Genomic DNA, 17,353 nt, shown 5'->3' with positions numbered 1-17,353 from the left:
AGAGTCAACTTTCCCCTACATCTCTCAATAAATAACCGCCCACTGCTGCAATATTTTCTTCAGTTGCTCAGCCGTCGATTCCTTTGTTGCATTATTGTATATTACCGCATCTGCCCCTTGCTCTTTCACAGACATAGGCAATTGTGATGCAATACGAGCACGTGCCTCATTTTCAGGTAGCTGATTGCGTTCCATTAAGCGAGCGAGCTGGATTTCCTCTGTAACAGACACAACTAATATTTTATCAACAAAATGCTGTAGCTTGCTTTCAAATAATAGTGGAATATCCATTACAACATGCTCTGCCCCACCATGTAGGAGCTCATCACGTTGGCGTAGCATTTCCGTGCGAATAGCAGGATGTATAATATCATTTAACACCTTACGTTGCGCAGGTTCATGGAAAATAATCGAGCCAACCTTTTCGCGATCCATTGCACCATCTTCTTTAATAACGTCTTGACCAAAAGCCTCAGCAATTTTCTGCAACGTCTCAGAGCCTGGCTCTACTACTTGTCGTGCAACTAAGTCTGCATCAACAATCGGCAATTGATACTCTTTTAGCATTTGTGCCACGGTACTTTTACCGCTTGCAATGCTTCCTGTTAATCCTATAATCATACAAATTCCCCTTTATCGAAGGTCTGATAGTTTCCCCATTGTAGGCTTCCTCTAAATTAGTTATTATTTTTGACAGCTTGGGCAATACGTTGATGTGCGTCCAGCAATGACGACGGATGTTGTTTCCGTTTGACATAGTGGACACTGTTTATGACTATACATTTTCAAGCGATTTTGCATCGAGCCTGCGCCGCCGTTAACAGTACGATAATCTGAAATTGTTGAGCCGCCATTGTCAATACTTTCCTGTAATACATTGACAATCGCTTGAAACAACTCTATTTTCTTCGCCTTCGAAATAGCTTTTACTTTTTTCATTGGCTTAATTTTCGTAGCAAATAGCGCTTCTGTCGCATAAATATTGCCACAGCCAGAAATTACTTGTCCATCCATGATAACTTCCTTCACCGCTTTGTTTTCATATTTCGCTTTCATACACTGCGTTAGGAAAAATTCACATGCATCATTGTCAAACGGTTCGGGCGCCATTTTTGTTAATGGTGCATGCTCATCAATTGTGCGTAAAAAGCGTAGCTCACCAAAACGACGGATATCACTATAAATAAGTAGTTCACCACTTGCTAAAGTAAAGGTTGCATGGATATGCTTACGAAATTTTTCCTCTTCAATTTCTGTCACATTTTGCACGACAAACCATGCGCCCGTCATCCCTAAATGGTTGACGAGCACAAATGGCTCCCCTTCTTTTTGCAAATGAATAAAAATATATTTAGCACGTCGTTCAATAGCAGTAACCGTCATCTGTTGTACGCTCGCCTCAAAATGCTGTAGCGCACTTCCTTTAACAATTGTTTGCTTACCTGCTTCATGAGATGTATAAACTACATCAGATAATGTAACAGATTGAATTATTTTGCCTTCAACTAACGGCTTTAAATCTTTAACGACTCCTTCAACCTCTGGTAATTCAGGCACAGAAATCACTCCTTACTTTGCATCATACCAAGAGTGACCGTGTGAATAATCAACTTTTAATGGTACAGCTAGTTCAATAGCAGATTCCATAACCTCCGGTACGATCCGTTCTAAAATTTCTATTTCCTCGGCTGGTGCTTCGAAAATTAATTCATCGTGTACTTGTAATAAAAGCTTTGCCTGTAAGCCTTCCTTCTGCAAGCGTATATCCATATCAATCATTGCTTTTTTAATAATATCAGCTGCACTTCCTTGAATCGGTGCATTCATCGCTGTACGCTCAGCGAAGCTACGTAAATTGAAATTTGAGCTATTAATATCAGGTAGATAACGGCGGCGATTTAAGATTGTTGTGACAAAGCCATCTCGTCTAGCATCTGCTACAATGTTTTCCATATAGCCTTTTACACCAGGGAAGCTTTGTAAATAGCTTTCAATAAACTCAGCCGCCTTTTTACGCGGTATATCTAAGTTTTGTGACAAGCCGTAATCACTAATACCATAAATAATACCGAAGTTTACAGCCTTTGCTGTACGGCGCATATTTGCTGTTACTTCATCTGGGTTTGTGACACCGAAGACATCCATTGCTGTACGTGTATGAATATCCATTCCTTCCTTGAATGCTTCTACTAGAACAGGGTCCTGACACATATGTGCTAATACGCGTAGCTCGATTTGTGAATAGTCTGCCGCAAATAATACCCAGCCTTCTTTTGATGGTACGAATGCTTGGCGAATTTTACGACCTTCCTCTAAGCGAATCGGAATATTTTGTAGGTTCGGGTCTGTCGAGCTTAAGCGCCCTGTTGCTGTCAATGCTTGCTGGAAGCGCGTATGCACTTTGCCATCTTTAGCGTGTACCTCTTTTGTGAGTCCTTCGATATACGTCGATTGCAGCTTAGCTAATTGGCGATAATCTAAAATATGCTTCACAATATCATGCTCAGATTGTAGCTTTTCCAATACATCCGCCGCTGTGGAATAACCTGTTTTTGTTTTTTTCAAGACAGGTAAGCCTAGCTTATCGAATAAAATAACACCTAATTGCTTTGGTGAGTTAATGTTAAATTCTTCACCTGCAAGCTCATAGATTGATTGCTCAATAACCGTGAGCTTCTCCTGCAATGCCTCTCCCATTTGCTTTAATATTTCTACATCAACTGAAATTCCTTCGATTTCCATTTTCCCTAATATCTCAGCAAGTGGTAATTCCAAATCATGATATAAATCGTATTGCTCATTATCCTTTAGCTTCTTTTCTACAACTGACTGTAAATGCCATAATGCAATTGCTTTTCGGCTAATATGATCCGCTAATACACCTGTTTCTGGCACTGTCCACTTTGCCCCTTTGCCATACACTACTTCATTAGCTTGTACATTTGTATAGCCAAATTCCTTTGCAAGTGCTGCGACATCATCACCTGAAATAGCTGGATTAACAATGTATGATGCAAGAAGCAAATCAAATGCAACGCCAGCAAGTTGAATATCATAACGAGCTAAAATAGCCTGTGTAGCTTTGCTATCTACAATATATTTTTTCTTCGATGCATCTTCTAGCCAAGCTTTGAAAGCATCGCTCTTTAATGCAATTTCTACGGGAATATATGTTGCATCTTCACCATTTGTTACAGCAATCCCAAGCATATCACAGCTATGATAGTGCTCGTTTTCTAGTTCCACATGAAGTGCCATCGTATCTTTTAGCATCGCAGTAGTTACATCAGCTACAATATTTAGCTGGATGTCCTCCTGCTCCTGTGCTGTACTTTGCATATCACTTTTTTCAATTAATGATTTAAAGCCAAGCTCCTGCCAAACTGCAAGCAAGGCATCTTCATTTGGCCCAGCATAAGCTAAATCATCAAGTGTTATCTCAATTGGTGCCTCTGTGAAAATTGTTGCAAGCTTTTTCGATAAATGTGCACTATCTTCATTTTCTACAAGCTTTTCTTTCATTTTAGAAGCCTTCATTCCATCAATTGCCTCATACAACGCTTCAACAGAACCGTATTCCTTCAGTAGCTTAATGGCTGTTTTTTCCCCAACACCAGGAACTCCTGGAATATTGTCCGATGCGTCTCCCATCAGGCCCTTCATATCAATGATTTGTGCAGGCGTTAGTCCATACTTCTCTTCGATATGTGCTGGCGTATATTTTTCAATATCTGTAATCCCTTTACGTGTAATATATACAGTGACATTGTCTGATGATAGCTGCGTCAAATCTTTATCACCTGATACGATAATAACTTCACTACCGCCAGCTTCGGCTTGCTTTGCTAAAGTACCGATAATATCATCTGCCTCATATAAATCAAGCTCATAGCGCTTAATATTGTAGGCATCAATAAGCTTGCGAATATAAGGGAATTGCTCCGATAATTCAGGTGGCGTTTTTTGGCGACCACCTTTATATTCTCCAAAAGACTCGTGGCGGAATGTCGTTTTCCCTGCATCGAATGCCACAAGCATTTGTGTCGGCTGCTCTTCCTCCACAATTTTTTGTAGCATCATCGTAAAACCATATGAAGCATTCGTATGAATTCCACTATCATTCGTTAATGGTGGCAATGCAAAAAATGCACGATAGGCTAAACTATTGCCATCAAGTAATAATAATTTTTCTTTCGCCATTGTTGTACGCTCCTCTTCAATTACAAAATCTATTACGCCTCAGCCAGCTTTCGAGCAACTGGTGGGAGTAACCGTCAACACACGTGCTAGTAGTTAATTGGCCACATTATGTAGACAATACGATGTTGGTTACTCAACCGCAATACGCGTGTGGCACTCTTCCTCTCAAACAGCAAGTGAATGGAACCTCACTGAATCCTGGTAAAAACATGCGTTCGAACTATTCTCCTCTTAACTTTAGCGTGAATCCGAGTTTTTTTCCACCAAAAAAGGCGCTTCTACATAAACTTTCCTCAAAAAAGTTTTGCAAAAGCGCCTATTCAATCATTTATTTTTCACTTTATAAGGTTCTATAGCATGACTATCATTTTTATAGAAAATTTCCTCAAAAATAACCGTCAATAAAAAAGCATTTAAAAAGCTAATAACTAAGTACAGCGGCATACCACCAAGATTGTAGTGCATAACGCCTCTCATAAATACTTCTACAAAACCAATTTGTGCGAAATAGAAAATCATCCCGATACCAACTTGCCAAACTGGACGCTGGTCTTTACGTTTTTCAAACCAAAGCACCTTTTTAAAGGCATTACGAACATCTTCGGCAATAATAGTTCCAAGAATAAACATGATTAAAAAAATTACAGGTATATGAAATAGGCTTGTTTTCATCAACTCAAAATGACTTGATTGAAAAAGCGCCGTCATTGACGTTGCGATAATAAATGCCACTAGCAAATTTTGAATTCGCTTGCTCATCATATCCACCTCTCTATTAAGTTACATAGTCTATTATAACAATAAATAGAGCGATGAAAAGAAATTTCTATATCCTTATATAACAATATTATCCTTAAATATAAATCCATGTATCATAACTATAATAACCCGTAATCAATTGCATCTTAGAGGACTTTAGTCCAAATTCCCCTATAACCTTACCTCTCTTCCAAATTCAAGCTATTGGCTTTCACTTTATTGTTTCCAGCCTTTGGGTAAATAACAATCACTTCAATTAACACGAAATAGCTGTCGAGAAAATGCAGAAGTAGTCTGCATTTCTTCGACAGCTCTTAAACAGTTATATTTTAAAGTGCTCAATCTGTGTTTTTAAATTGCCAATCATTTCGTTTAATTCAGTCGCAATGCTTAGCATTTCCTCGGTAGTAGCTGTTTGCTCTTCCATTGATGCCGCAATGCTTTGTGAATGCTCGCTAGATGCTTCAATCGATTCAACTGTTTGGTTTGTCGTAGCAAGTACTTGATTCGAACTTGCTGCCATTTCCTGAATCGTAGCTGTTATTTGCTGAATTTCACCATTCATTTCACTAACCATTGATGAGATTGTGCTGAATGTTTCACCAGCTGAATGCATTGCTGTATTTTCATGCTCAATTTGTGCTACAACATTTGTAATAGCTACCACTGAATCATCTGAATCTTTTTGCATCCCTTGTATTAATGTCGTAATATTGCTTGCTGACTGTGCTGATTGCTCAGCTAACGAACGAATTTCATCTGCCACAACAGCGAACCCTTTTCCATATTCCCCAGCTCTTGCTGCTTCAATGGCCGCATTCAATGCTAATAAATTAATTTGGTCAGAAATGCCCGAAATAATTTTCGTAATTTGACTTACTTCTGTTGAACGCACATTCATCTGCTCTGTGATTTTTAAAGATGTTTTTGCTGTTTCATGAATATTTCCAATTCCTTTTACTGAGCTTTGAACTACTTCATTACCTTGTTGTGCAATGTTTGTAGCACGTAATGCTCCATCAGATACTTGTGAAGTCATGTTGGAAATATAAGCAATTTGTGAAACCATTTGCTCAATTGCTCCACGATTTTGCACTGCACCTTCTACGATTAAGTCACTGCTTGAAGCAATTTCTTGAATAGCGCCCGCCACTTGTGTTGAAGCAATTGTTAGCTGCTCTACACTTTCCTTCAACGTTGATGAACTTTGGTCAACATGCGTTGATGTAACGTTTACATGATGGATTGTTTCTCGAAGTTGTTCCTGCATATCATGGAAGCTTTGTGCTAAATTACGTACTTCCTTATCTCCTTCCACCACTACTTGCTGCTGTAAATCACCTTTTGCCACAATTTGCGTATGGTTTACTAAACGCTCCATCGGTCGTGTAATATTACGTGCGATAAACAGTGCCACCGTTACACCTATAGCAATAAAAACAAGTGAAATCCCAATAACTGTCATGATAATTTCATTTTTTATTTCACTAATAAAATCTGCATCTGCGTCAAGACCTATTACCGAATCCGTTCCTGGGATTTGTAAAAATGTTGATTTATGATCACCGTAATTATCTCCATAAATTGGACTAACTACGATTTCTGTTGTGCTTGTCGCTTTCGTTTGATCCTCTGAATACTCAATTGGTGTTAAATATTCGCCATCATCACTCAATACTAAAATATACTCTTGTCCATTAATTTTACTAATAATATAAACATGCTCTAACCCTGTTTTGTGTTTAAAATCTGTAGTTATTTGTAAAAGCTTTTCAAATTTAGTCTTATCTGTTTTCGCAGCATTGACAGTATATGGATCTATTAATCTTGCAAATTGCTCCATTTTTAATGTGAGGTTTTGTTCATATGTTGGAAGAATTTGTTCTTTAACTAAATTATTCGCAACCATATAGCAAAGCATGCCGAAAACAATACTTAAGATGCTAATCGGTAGAATGATGCTCGCCAATATTTTCGTTTTAACAGATTGTTTTTTTTTGCCCATGTATAGCCCGCTCCTTCTCTAGTTGTGAGAACTGCTTAAAGCAAGTGCCTCGTTCTTTGTTGTAATAAATGACATAAAATCTAATGATAAAATATGTTCATTTTGACTAAATGAATCACTAGCAAAAAAGATAACTGCAAAGGTTGTCCCACTGTCTTGTGGCATAATTCGATAATCTAATAGATGATCAAATTCTTGTTTCAGCTTTTCGTGATGAATACAGTCAATATCTTCAAAAGTAAGATGGCTGTCAAACTCTGCACAAGTAAAGCTATAAATTCGATCATCCATTTTGGCAATTTTTTGTGACCAATCTGGTTCCCATTTGTTGAAAACATATTCATATGGATTAATATCATAAGCGTATGTACCAAGTTCTGTCGTACCAATACCAGCAAAGCGTAAAGGATTCACTTCAATTGGAATTAAAATGCCTTGTGCGTCAATGCGAAGCTCGATATGAAATGGGTAGTTACGCATTTCAAGTGAAGCTCCTAGTTCACTTAAGTATTTTTCAACAACTGACAAATACTGAGCTAGTACTTGTTTACTTGTATAATAAATTCGATCACTCATATCCTCTGCATCACGGAACATACGAGCAAATAAATTTAAAATAATCGGTTTCCCATCCTCATTAAAATAAGCATCTACTGCTAACTCTTGTCCTTCAATGTATGTTTCTAAAATAAATGTTTGGAAATTTAAAATATCTTTTGCGTAAGAAGTTGCAAAACCATTATTTTTTACTAATTGTTGAACAGCTTCTGTAAATTGTTGCGCATCCTTAATTTTTTGTACGCCAACGCTTGCATAACCGATAGCTGGTTTTAGAATAATTGGATACGGTATGCTAGTGCTGTCCATCATGCTTAACTCATGCAATGTACTTTCTTTGAAGTAAAAGCTTGGGAAGCTTGATGCTAAAAATCTTCGGAATGCTACTTTATTTTTAAATAAATTCGACCATTTAGTAGCATTTAAATGTGCAAATTGATCTGTTAATAATTTAATAGCATGTTCTGAATTAATAATAATAAGCTGATTTTCTTGTAATTCTAAAGTAGTAGCTTGTGGTTCATTTATTAATTGCTGATTAACGATATCGTACATCGGAATTTTTGTACGTATTAATGCCTCTTGTAACATTGGGGAGATATAATTAGGATCTAAAAAAATCACTTCTTTTCCACCTTTCTAAGTCTTAAGTACTTTTTAAAAATTGTTTACTCGTATACATTTTACATTAATTTTCTTGTGAATAAATATGCCAAAACAACTAACCGTAGTCCATTATACTATATTATCTTTTGATTGCTACATTTTCCAGCAAAATCATGCTGATTTTTGTAGAAAATGAGAAAAAAATTACAAAGAAGGTTGTCCAGAAGTCTGACATCAACTTTGACACAGCAGAAAAACTTGCTTTATTTATTCATTTTAAAAACAACGTAGAAACCAGCACCTTCAACTTTTCAAAGAATAATCGCATGTTTTCGAAGGCCGAAAAAATTGCCCGAAAAGCAGTGCATTAGCCTGCTTTTCGGACAATTCCTTTACATAAATTCATATGTTATTCAAGGTAACCTGATAGTATTTTTGCATATGGAGAGTCTGACGGTAAAATAATAACCGTATCATCACCAATCGTCTTTTTATATGATTCTAGCGTACGATATAGCGAATAAAATTCAGGGTCTTTTGAAAATGCTTCATTATAAATTTTTGCAGCCTCTGCTTCACCTTCAGCGATTGTTACAGCAGCTCCACTGTTTGCCTTGGCTAGCTGCATTTGCACTTCTTGATCCGTTTCCGCTTCGATTTTTCGCTTCAATGCATCCCCTTGCGACAAATATGTCTGTGCTGTTTTTTCACGTTCTGAAATCATACGTGTAAAAATTGCTTGCTCATTTTCTGGCGGTAAATCTGTGCGGCGAATACGTACATCAACTACTTCAATACCATAGTTATCATTGGCTAAAAGCTCATTTACTTTCAATGTTACACTATCATTTATATCACCGCGCGATGAATCTGCATCATTAATAATTTGATCGTAATTCAATGTACCTAGCTCAGTACGAATAACTGAATAAATAAATTCACTCATGCGACGCTCTGCATTCGGCAATGTCCCCGCATTAGAAATTAGCGCCTTTGGGTCAACTACTCGCCATACAGCATAATTATCAATAATAATCCGCTTTTTATCTTTTGTATTAATCTCTTCCTGCATCATGTCATAGGTCATTAAATTTTTCGGCAATGTCGTTACACTTTGGATAAATGGTATCTTCATATGCAGCCCAGGCTCACGCTCATATTTCACAACTTCACCAAATTGACGCACTACTTTATATTCGTTTTCCTTCACAATGTAAAGATTAGCAAAAGCGATAATCCCAATCGTAAAAATAGCTGTTATTATAATCGCGGAAGTAGCCCATTTACGCATATTTTTAGGTTTCTTTTCTTTTTGAATTGTATCCGTTTCAGAGACTGTTGCTTCAACAACTTTACTCTTCTTTTTATTTTTGTCAGTAAATAATTTCCTTAAAAACTTTTCTAAATCCCCATCGTACTTATTTTTACTCATTGGCTATCGCTCCCTTCTTCTTTCGGTTTCGGTGTAGCTGACTGAATAGGTAAATATTTCATTGTACTTCCTTCATCATCATTCATAATATAAATTTGCGCATTCGGCAATACCATTTCTAACGTTTCTAGCATAAGACGCTCGCGTGTAATCGCTTTATTATCTTTGTATTCGTTATAAAGCTGTTTGAATACAGCAACGTCCCCAACGGCCTGCTCAATACGTGCAACCTTTTGCCCCTCCGCCTTGGATTTAATCGCAGCGATTTCTCCTTCTACTTCACTAAGGCGTTGATTTTTGTATTTATCCGCCTGGTTAATTTTTGTATTTTTCATTTCACGTGCATCAGTTACCGCAGTAAAGGCAGCACGCACCTCTTCATTCGGCAGCTCAACATCTTGTAGCTTAACGCCTAATACACTAATTCCAACATCATATTTTTCCATTAATTGTGTCAATAATGTTCTTGTTCTTGATTCTATATCTGATTTTCCATCTGTTAAAGCGGCATCAATTTTAGAGTTTCCGATAATGGAACGAATCGCACTTGATGTCGCACTATGTAATAGCTCTTTCGGATCTTGTGAATTGAATAAATATTTTTTCGGATCTGTAATTTTCCACTGAACAACTAAATCAGTAAGCACGAAAAATTCATCGCCTGTAATCATTTTTGTTTCTGAAGGATATATGTCCATATCACTTTGTGAACGCTCTTTGTAACCAAACTCCAAACTGAATGTTTCCTTTGATAAAACCTCTACTTTTTGCATCGGCCAAGGTAGTTTAAAGTGTAATCCTGATTCAGTAATCGTTTCTCCTGACTTACCAAAAGTAACAACAACTGCCTGTTCAGATTCATCAACTGTATACCACGTTGTCAACACTGCGATAATGCCAAATATCGCAAAAAGCCCTAAAGCAACCGCAATTAATGTGCGCTTTGTACTCATATATGTTCCTCCCTTTATTTCGCTATAGCTTTTTTACGGAATAGCATATAAAAAGGTTTCAGAATAATTTTAATTTCTTTTAGCAACAAAAAAAGCGCCCGAAAAATTTCCGGACGCTTTCCTTTTAGTTTTGAAATGGGGTTTCTTAAAATCTATTATATACGTGCTTTTTTAATATTTTATAAATACATTGTAAAGATTTTGTTAAGATGATGGTGCAAGTGGTATATGGATTTGAATTTTTGTCCCTTTCCCTACCTCACTCGTCACAACAATTTTACCATGATGGGCCTCTACTAAATGCTTTACGATTGCAAGACCTAAGCCTGTGCCACCAGAGTTACGACTGCGCGCGCGGTCAATTCGATAAAAGCGCTCAAATACACGGGCAATTTCATGTTTTTCAATACCAATTCCTTGGTCCTCTACTTCTACAATGCCGTATTCAGCATTGTGTTTCATAGTAACAGTAATTGTTGTGCTATCAGGAGAGTACGTAACGGCATTCGCAATTAAGTTTGTGAAAATCTGAATAAGGCGATTTTCATCTCCTAAAACGCGTACATCCTTATCCATCTGCATATCAAATTGCATATTTTTTTCATCAAGTCGCGGGCCAGTTACATCAACCACCCTTGCAATGACCTCCTGCAGACTTGTTGGTGCAATATCTACCGAGAAGCCGTGCTGCTCAATCTTTGAAAGCTCCAATAAATCGTGAATAAGCTCCTGCAGACGGTTGCTTTCTTTATAAATAATTTCTAAAAATGACAACAGCATATTTTCATCTTTATATGCACCATCTAGCAAGGTTTCTGAAAAGCCTTTAATTGAAGTAATAGGTGTTCGCAATTCATGCGAAACGTTGGCAACGAAGTCTTTACGAATTTGCTCTAAACGAATTAACTCTGTTACATCATGCATAACTAATACGACGCCAAGCCAGCGACCATGCTCCCCAACGACAGGAGCACCGTATACAAGCTTATACGTAATTTCTTGCTGTAGCTCCATTTCAAGCTGCTTTTGGTATGGCTGCTCAGTTAAAAAAACATGATCGATAAATACTTCTAAATTTTCAGGTAAACCAACCGTTAAAAAATTTTTACCTTGCACTTGCTCAGACGTTAAACCAAAGCGATTAAGGAACTGTTTGTTGACAATTGATATATAGCCCTCTCTGTCAATCATCATCAACGCGCTACCCATGTTTTCAATAAGTGTTTTTAAACGTTCTTCTTCTATTTCACGTATTTTCGTAATATCCTGCAAATTACGTGCTAAAACATTTATAGAATTGCGAAGTTCTATAATCGTTTTTGGACCATTCGCAAAAGCTCGAGCATAATAATTACCAACCGCTAGTTCTTGCGCCGTGCGTGTAACAGCTTCAATAGGTTCTACAAAATTATTAACCATTCGATACGATACTAAGCCAATTACTGCAATCGCTACTAAAAATAAAACAATAAGTACTAGCATTAAGCGAACACGTATATAACTAAAATAGTCTTCATCTACATTAGTATCATACGCTTGCAGTAATTTTTCATGTTGAGATGGAGTTAATTCGATGTTTTCCTGTTGAATTAGCTCTTCAACATCTTGCTGAACTATTTCCGTTTGAACTTGCACATAATCCTCTACGTAAAACGGAAAAAGCTGGCCTATAACAAGTTCTAGGACAGCAAAGATAGCGGTAACAAGTAAAATAAATGAGAAAAAGAGTCGGCCACTCATTGATTTATTCATTTTCTAGGCTCCTCAAATTTATAGCCCAAACCACGTATTGTTTTGATGAACACGGGCTTACGGCTATTTTCCTCGATTTTATCGCGTAAATGGCTAATATGCACATCCACAATACGCGTATCACCAGCAAAATCATAATTCCATACTGAGCTAAGAAGCTGATCACGCGTCAATACTCGATTTTTGTTTTCCAATAAATAGACAAGTAACTCAAATTCTTTTGGTGTAAATTCAAGTGCCTCATCATTTAAAAACGCTTCAAAGCGCTCAGGAAACACTTTTAAACTACCATATTCATATGTTGTTTCCCCTGTTTTCACTTCTTCTGCTGATGCCGCAGGTGTAAATCGACGCAATACAGCTTTCACACGTGCAATTACCTCACGTGGGCTGAAAGGCTTTGTCATATAATCATCTGCGCCAAGCTCCAAACCTAGTACTTTATCAAATTCATCATCACGTGCAGTGAGCATAATGATTGGGATATTCATTCTTAAGCTACGTAATTCCTTGCACACTTCCATCCCATCCATTGTTGGTAGCATTAAATCAAGCAGCATTAAATCTGGTGTTTTTTCAACAGCTAAATCAAGACCCTTTTTCCCATCATGTGCTAATAGCACATTGAAACCAGCCTGCTCCAAATTATATTGTAATAATGTCGCAATAGATAATTCATCCTCTACGACTAAAATCGTTTTTGTCATTTCACTTGCCTCCATCATCGATTTGAAACCCCCATCCCAAATCTAATTATATGCTAGGAGGAGATACTTTAAGCTTTCCTTCCAACAATAGCTCTTTTTCAATATTAGTTGCTGTTACAGCTATTACTACTTCGTTATTCGCTTCATCAATGTGCTCGATTTCCAATACAAAATCAATTGTTTCATAATGATAAGCAGGTGCTAAAAACTTAATTGTTTGCTCTAAAATGTATGAGCCTGGACCCGGCATATGTTTAGAAATAGCAGAAGTAATAATGCCATTTAACATAATTTGTGGAACAATTGGTTGTGCAAAAGGTGTTTCTGCGGCATAATCATGCTGAATAAATAATGGATTATTATCATTTGTTAAGCCTAAGTATATTAATAAATCTTTATCGTCCATTTTTTCAGTAATATGCAGCTTTTCGCCAACTGTTAAAGTCGTTATAAATCTACCTTGCTTTCTATTTTTTTGTAGCAATTCGAAGCAACTCCTTATTTATGCGATACTTTTATAGTAACAACTTTTTGTAGAAAGTACAATGTTGTAGGGTATTATGTAATCACGTATGATAATTATCCAATTATTTGAAAGATGCAAAATTCCAATATCATTGATTTCCTTTTCAATTAGCATACCCCCCACAAAAATGAGGCCACCAGATTCCAATCAACTATCATAGTTTTTCTAACAGAAACGGCTTTAAAATGCCCTATTAAGAGTATCCTCTAAATAATTACTTTATCTTTTCAAAATGATAAATTAGATTTATAGAAAATTTAGAAAATAAAAGTTCCATCACCCGAATTACGGTTGATAAAATAAAATACAATTTTCCTTAAAGAAATAAATGTGCTTATTTGCTCAGATTTTCTATAAACAACTGAAACAACATGATGTTTTTAATCACCCCCAAGCTACGGTGATTAGCCAAAATCATTACTTTGGAAGCCTTTAAAAGAAAGCCCTTTTAGTAGAGTAAAAATTTGTGAAGAGGTGAAAGTCTAATGAAAAAGATTTTGTCTATGGTCGTTCTATGGTTACTCTTAATCTATCCTGTAATTGCAGATGCGGGATATACTGAAAAATCAGCACAACAATTTGCTGCAAAGTATTTTGAAAAAATTATTTTGGACCTCATAAACTCAGAAGATCCGTCAAATTATAATTTAACGAATAGCACGAACATTACATTTGGTAAATTATACAAAAGATATAGATTATCTAATGATTTCGTGACAACAAAAAAAGAACTTTCTGAGGAACAAGGAATTGTGGAGTCGAGCGAATATATTGCCGTAGTTTATCAAGATAATATACCCGTCAATGTGATTGCCACTGCACCAACTGAAAATGGTGATTACGTACTTTCCATGTTTGGCTATGGAAAAGACTTAGCTATAGCACTCGATGCGAAATCAACTGACAGTGGAAAAATTGTTTATGAAGCACCAGCAGATGCATGGTATTTATTAAAAGACGGCATAGTTTCAGCGTTTGCCAAAAGTGCTTTATTATTAATCGAGGAACCATTAGAATTATCTGAATTCAGAAAATATATTTATGAAAAATATACGTCACAAAAAGAAATTATAGAGTATGGACAAAATACCGCAGTAGGAGGAAATCTTAATAAAACGTATGAGGAAGTTATGCAAGAAAATGAATCTTCAAGCTCTACAATGGAAGAAAAAGCTTCTTCTATCTCTATTCTAAAGCTTTCTCTACTTATAGGAAGCGGGATTTTACTTATTAGTTATTTTGCTTTGAGATACTATAGAAAGCAACAAAGATATTAAAATAAAAATAGATTGAAGCAAATCGGGGCTGTCCAGAAAGAGAATGCTTTCTAGACAGCCCCAAAATTATACATAAAATTATTTACTTAAAACTTCCATCACCGATTTTACTGCCTCTGCTGAGTAATCCAGCGCCGACTTTTCAGTATCTGTTAACTCTAGCTCAAAGATCTTCTCAACACCATTTGCACCTAGTAGTGTTGGAACACCTAGGCAAAGGTTTTCGTAGCCATATTCGCCCTCTAAATAAGCAATAGAAGGTAAAACACGCTTTTGATCCTTTAAAATTGCTTCAGCCATTTCTACCATCGCGGCTGCTGGTGCATAGTAAGCAGAGCCATTACCAAGCAAGTTGACGATTTCTGCCCCACCGTTTCGTGTACGGTTAACAATTTCCTCTAAACGCTCTGGTGCGATTAATGATTCAATTGGCACACCACCAACAAATGAATAGCGTGTTAATGGCACCATCGTATCTCCATGTCCGCCTAAAACTAAAGCTGTAATATCTTTCACTGACATATTGAGTTCTTCTGCAATAAACGCTCTAAAACGTGCTGTATCCAGTACGCCTGATTGTCCAATCACACGATTTTTAGGGAAACCAGTTGTTTTATACACAGTATACGTCATCGCATCAACAGGATTTGTCAGTACAAGCACTATCGCATTTGGTGAATATTTTGCGACTTGCTCAGATACAGAAATCATCACTTTTTCATTTGTTTGCACTAAATCATCGCGGCTCATGCCTGGTTTACGAGCTACGCCTGCTGTAATAATAACAACATCTGAATCTGCTGTATCTGCATAATCAGCTGTTCCTTTTACATATGCATCATAGCCTTGAATCGGAGCTGCTTCCCACATATCTAAGGCTTTACCCTTTGTCGGATTTTCAGCTTGTGGAATATCAAGTAATACAACATCTCCTAGTTCTTTTTGCGCCGCTAAAAAAGCTGCTGTCGCGCCAGTGAAACCGCTGCCAATCACTGTGATTTTTTTGCGTTTTAATGTCATTATGAACTCACTCCTATATTATGAAATGCTTTCCTAATTTTATAGTAACAAAAAAACAGGCATTTTATAAGTCAAACAAGTGGCAAAGTTAGTAAAATTTAAAAACGGTCTACTACACCATTTAAAAAAGAACACCCGATTTTCCCTATGGTGCAATCTCTCCATAAAAAAGCAAAAAGGGTGTCAGAAAAGCGGCGCGCTAGCCTGCTTTTCTGACACCCAATACTATTATAGGTTTTTGATTAGTTCGTTAGCGAACTCAGAACATTTCACTTCTGTTGCGCCGTCCATTAAACGTGCAAAGTCATAAGTTACAACTTTAGAAGAGATTGTTTTTTCTACAGATTTAGTTACTAAATCTGCAGCTTCTTGCCAGCCTAAGTGCTCAAGCATTAATACGCCAGAAAGTAATACTGATGATGGGTTTACTTTATCTTGACCAGCATATTTTGGAGCTGTACCATGAGTAGCTTCAAAGATTGCGTGACCAGTTACGTAGTTAATGTTTGCCCCTGGAGCAATACCGATACCACCAACTTGTGCAGCTAATGCATCAGAAATATAGTCACCATTTAAGTTCATAGTAGCCACTACATCGAACTCAGTTGGACGAGTTAAAATTTGTTGTAAGAAAATATCAGCAATAGAATCTTTTACGATGATTTTGCCAGCAGCTTCAGCAGCTTTTTGTGCTTCATTTGCAGCAGCTTCGCCTTGCTCAGCTTTAATTGCATCGTATTGATTCCAAGTGAATACTTTATCAGCAAATTCTTTTTCAGCTAATGCATAACCCCAGTTTTTGAAGCCGCCTTCAGTGAATTTCATGATATTACCTTTGTGTACTAAAGTAACAGTTGGTTTGTTATGTTTAATTGCATACTCAATTGCAGCACGAACTAAACGCTCTGTACCTTCTTGAGAAACAGGCTTAATACCTAAACCAGAAGTTTCTGGGAAGCGGATTTTGTTAACGCCTAATTCAGTTTGTAAGAAGTTTAATAATTTCTTTTGCTCATCAGAACCAGCTTGGTACTCAATACCAGCATAAATATCTTCCGTATTCTCACGGAAAATAACCATATCTACGTCTTCTGGACGCTTAACTGGTGAAGGTACACCGTCAAAGTGACGTACTGGACGTAAGCATACATATAAATCTAATTCTTGACGTAATGCTACGTTTAAAGAACGGATACCGCCACCGATTGGTGTTGTTAAAGGTCCTTTAATAGCGATTAAATATTCATCAATTTTATTTAAAGTTTCTTGTGGTAACCATTCACCAGTTTGGTTGAATGCTTTTTCCCCTGCAAGGACTTCTAACCATTCAATTTTCTTTTCGCCATTGTATGCTTTTTCTACTGCTGCATCAATTACGCGAGAAGCTGCTGCCCAAATATCTGGACCGATACCGTCACCCTCGATGAAAGGGATTACTGGGTTATTTGGTACGTTTAACACACCATTTTCTACTACAATTTTACCGTTAGTCATGAATATTTGCCTCCTATATTCGAAAATCTAGGACTGTGCGCTTCGCCCCAGTCCTAGATAAGTC

14 protein-coding genes are annotated in these 17,353 nt (G+C 37.0%); 1 reads left to right on the top strand and 13 read right to left on the bottom strand.

Going from position 1 to position 17,353, the window contains the following annotated elements; translation table 11 throughout:
- Positions 1-24 precede the first annotated feature (24 nt).
- From coaE to TY13_RS09240, 11 genes are all read right to left on the bottom strand, one after another.
- Positions 25-621 carry a dephospho-CoA kinase gene (coaE, locus tag TY13_RS09290; protein WP_042474726.1) on the bottom strand — a complete coding sequence of 199 codons (597 nt, stop codon included), beginning with the start codon at positions 619-621 and terminating at the stop codon, positions 25-27.
- Between the two features lie 63 nt (positions 622-684).
- Positions 685-1,557 carry a bifunctional DNA-formamidopyrimidine glycosylase/DNA-(apurinic or apyrimidinic site) lyase gene (mutM, locus tag TY13_RS09285; protein ID WP_042474724.1) on the bottom strand — a complete coding sequence of 291 codons (873 nt, stop codon included), beginning with the start codon at positions 1,555-1,557 and terminating at the stop codon, positions 685-687.
- A gap of 12 nt (positions 1,558-1,569) precedes the next feature.
- The gene (gene polA, locus TY13_RS09280; RefSeq protein ID WP_042474721.1) at positions 1,570-4,200 is read right to left on the bottom strand and encodes a DNA polymerase I; all 2,631 of its coding nucleotides are present in this window, start codon (positions 4,198-4,200) and stop codon (positions 1,570-1,572) included.
- 324 nt (positions 4,201-4,524) lie between these two features.
- The gene (locus tag TY13_RS09275) at positions 4,525-4,962 is read right to left on the bottom strand and encodes a DNA polymerase I (RefSeq protein WP_230199413.1); all 438 of its coding nucleotides are present in this window, start codon (positions 4,960-4,962) and stop codon (positions 4,525-4,527) included.
- Between the two features lie 319 nt (positions 4,963-5,281).
- Positions 5,282-6,964: a methyl-accepting chemotaxis protein gene (locus TY13_RS09270; protein ID WP_042474715.1), complete on the bottom strand. Its 1,683-nt coding sequence runs from the start codon at positions 6,962-6,964 to the stop codon at positions 5,282-5,284.
- An 18-nt stretch (positions 6,965-6,982) separates the two neighbouring features.
- Positions 6,983-8,146 (bottom strand): ATP-grasp domain-containing protein, encoded by a 1,164-nt coding sequence (locus tag TY13_RS09265; RefSeq protein WP_042474712.1) that lies wholly within the window; start codon positions 8,144-8,146, stop codon positions 6,983-6,985.
- A gap of 391 nt (positions 8,147-8,537) precedes the next feature.
- Entirely contained in the window at positions 8,538-9,560 is a 1,023-nt protein-coding gene (gene hflC / locus TY13_RS09260) for a protease modulator HflC (RefSeq protein ID WP_042474709.1), read from the bottom strand.
- Entirely contained in the window at positions 9,557-10,513 is a 957-nt protein-coding gene (hflK, locus tag TY13_RS09255; protein ID WP_042474707.1) for an FtsH protease activity modulator HflK, read from the bottom strand. The genes hflC and hflK overlap by 4 nt, the downstream gene beginning before the upstream one ends.
- A gap of 204 nt (positions 10,514-10,717) precedes the next feature.
- Positions 10,718-12,265 (bottom strand): two-component system histidine kinase PnpS, encoded by a 1,548-nt coding sequence (gene pnpS, locus TY13_RS09250; protein ID WP_042474706.1) that lies wholly within the window; start codon positions 12,263-12,265, stop codon positions 10,718-10,720.
- Entirely contained in the window at positions 12,262-12,972 is a 711-nt protein-coding gene (locus tag TY13_RS09245; protein ID WP_042475767.1) for a response regulator transcription factor, read from the bottom strand. The genes pnpS and TY13_RS09245 overlap by 4 nt, the downstream gene beginning before the upstream one ends.
- Before the next feature lie 46 nt (positions 12,973-13,018).
- A complete protein-coding gene (locus TY13_RS09240) occupies positions 13,019-13,456 on the bottom strand; it encodes a MaoC/PaaZ C-terminal domain-containing protein (protein ID WP_042474703.1) in 438 nt (145 codons plus the stop codon).
- A gap of 527 nt (positions 13,457-13,983) precedes the next feature.
- On the opposite strand from TY13_RS09240, the gene TY13_RS09235 reads away from it, so the two are divergent.
- The gene (locus TY13_RS09235) at positions 13,984-14,775 is read left to right on the top strand and encodes a hypothetical protein (RefSeq protein WP_042474700.1); all 792 of its coding nucleotides are present in this window, start codon (positions 13,984-13,986) and stop codon (positions 14,773-14,775) included.
- A gap of 78 nt (positions 14,776-14,853) precedes the next feature.
- On the opposite strand, the gene mdh is transcribed toward TY13_RS09235, so the two are convergent.
- Positions 14,854-15,795 carry a malate dehydrogenase gene (mdh, locus tag TY13_RS09230; RefSeq protein ID WP_042474697.1) on the bottom strand — a complete coding sequence of 314 codons (942 nt, stop codon included), beginning with the start codon at positions 15,793-15,795 and terminating at the stop codon, positions 14,854-14,856.
- A 228-nt stretch (positions 15,796-16,023) separates the two neighbouring features.
- Positions 16,024-17,289, bottom strand: coding sequence for an NADP-dependent isocitrate dehydrogenase (gene icd / locus TY13_RS09225; RefSeq protein ID WP_042474695.1), 1,266 nt, complete (start codon positions 17,287-17,289; stop codon positions 16,024-16,026).
- Positions 17,290-17,353 lie beyond the last annotated feature (64 nt).

Source organism: Bacillus ndiopicus (assembly GCF_000612805.1).
Lineage (GTDB): Bacteria > Bacillota > Bacilli > Bacillales_A > Planococcaceae > Metasolibacillus > Metasolibacillus ndiopicus.
The sequence above is the reverse complement of the archived record's forward strand: the minus strand, read 5'-3'. Positions and strand labels throughout refer to the sequence as shown.

Coding starts and splice junctions, on each gene's coding strand:
- icd (WP_042474695.1), bottom strand. CDS start 17,289: ATGACTAACGGTAAAATTGTAGTAGAAAATGGTGTGTTAAACGTACCA.
- TY13_RS09245 (WP_042475767.1), bottom strand. CDS start 12,972: ATGACAAAAACGATTTTAGTCGTAGAGGATGAATTATCTATTGCGACA.
- hflK (WP_042474707.1), bottom strand. CDS start 10,513: ATGAGTACAAAGCGCACATTAATTGCGGTTGCTTTAGGGCTTTTTGCG.
- TY13_RS09235 (WP_042474700.1), top strand. CDS start 13,984: ATGAAAAAGATTTTGTCTATGGTCGTTCTATGGTTACTCTTAATCTAT.
- hflC (WP_042474709.1), bottom strand. CDS start 9,560: ATGAGTAAAAATAAGTACGATGGGGATTTAGAAAAGTTTTTAAGGAAA.
- coaE (WP_042474726.1), bottom strand. CDS start 621: ATGATTATAGGATTAACAGGAAGCATTGCAAGCGGTAAAAGTACCGTG.
- TY13_RS09275 (WP_230199413.1), bottom strand. CDS start 4,962: ATGATGAGCAAGCGAATTCAAAATTTGCTAGTGGCATTTATTATCGCA.
- TY13_RS09270 (WP_042474715.1), bottom strand. CDS start 6,964: ATGGGCAAAAAAAAACAATCTGTTAAAACGAAAATATTGGCGAGCATC.
- pnpS (WP_042474706.1), bottom strand. CDS start 12,265: ATGAATAAATCAATGAGTGGCCGACTCTTTTTCTCATTTATTTTACTT.
- polA (WP_042474721.1), bottom strand. CDS start 4,200: ATGGCGAAAGAAAAATTATTATTACTTGATGGCAATAGTTTAGCCTAT.
- mdh (WP_042474697.1), bottom strand. CDS start 15,795: ATGACATTAAAACGCAAAAAAATCACAGTGATTGGCAGCGGTTTCACT.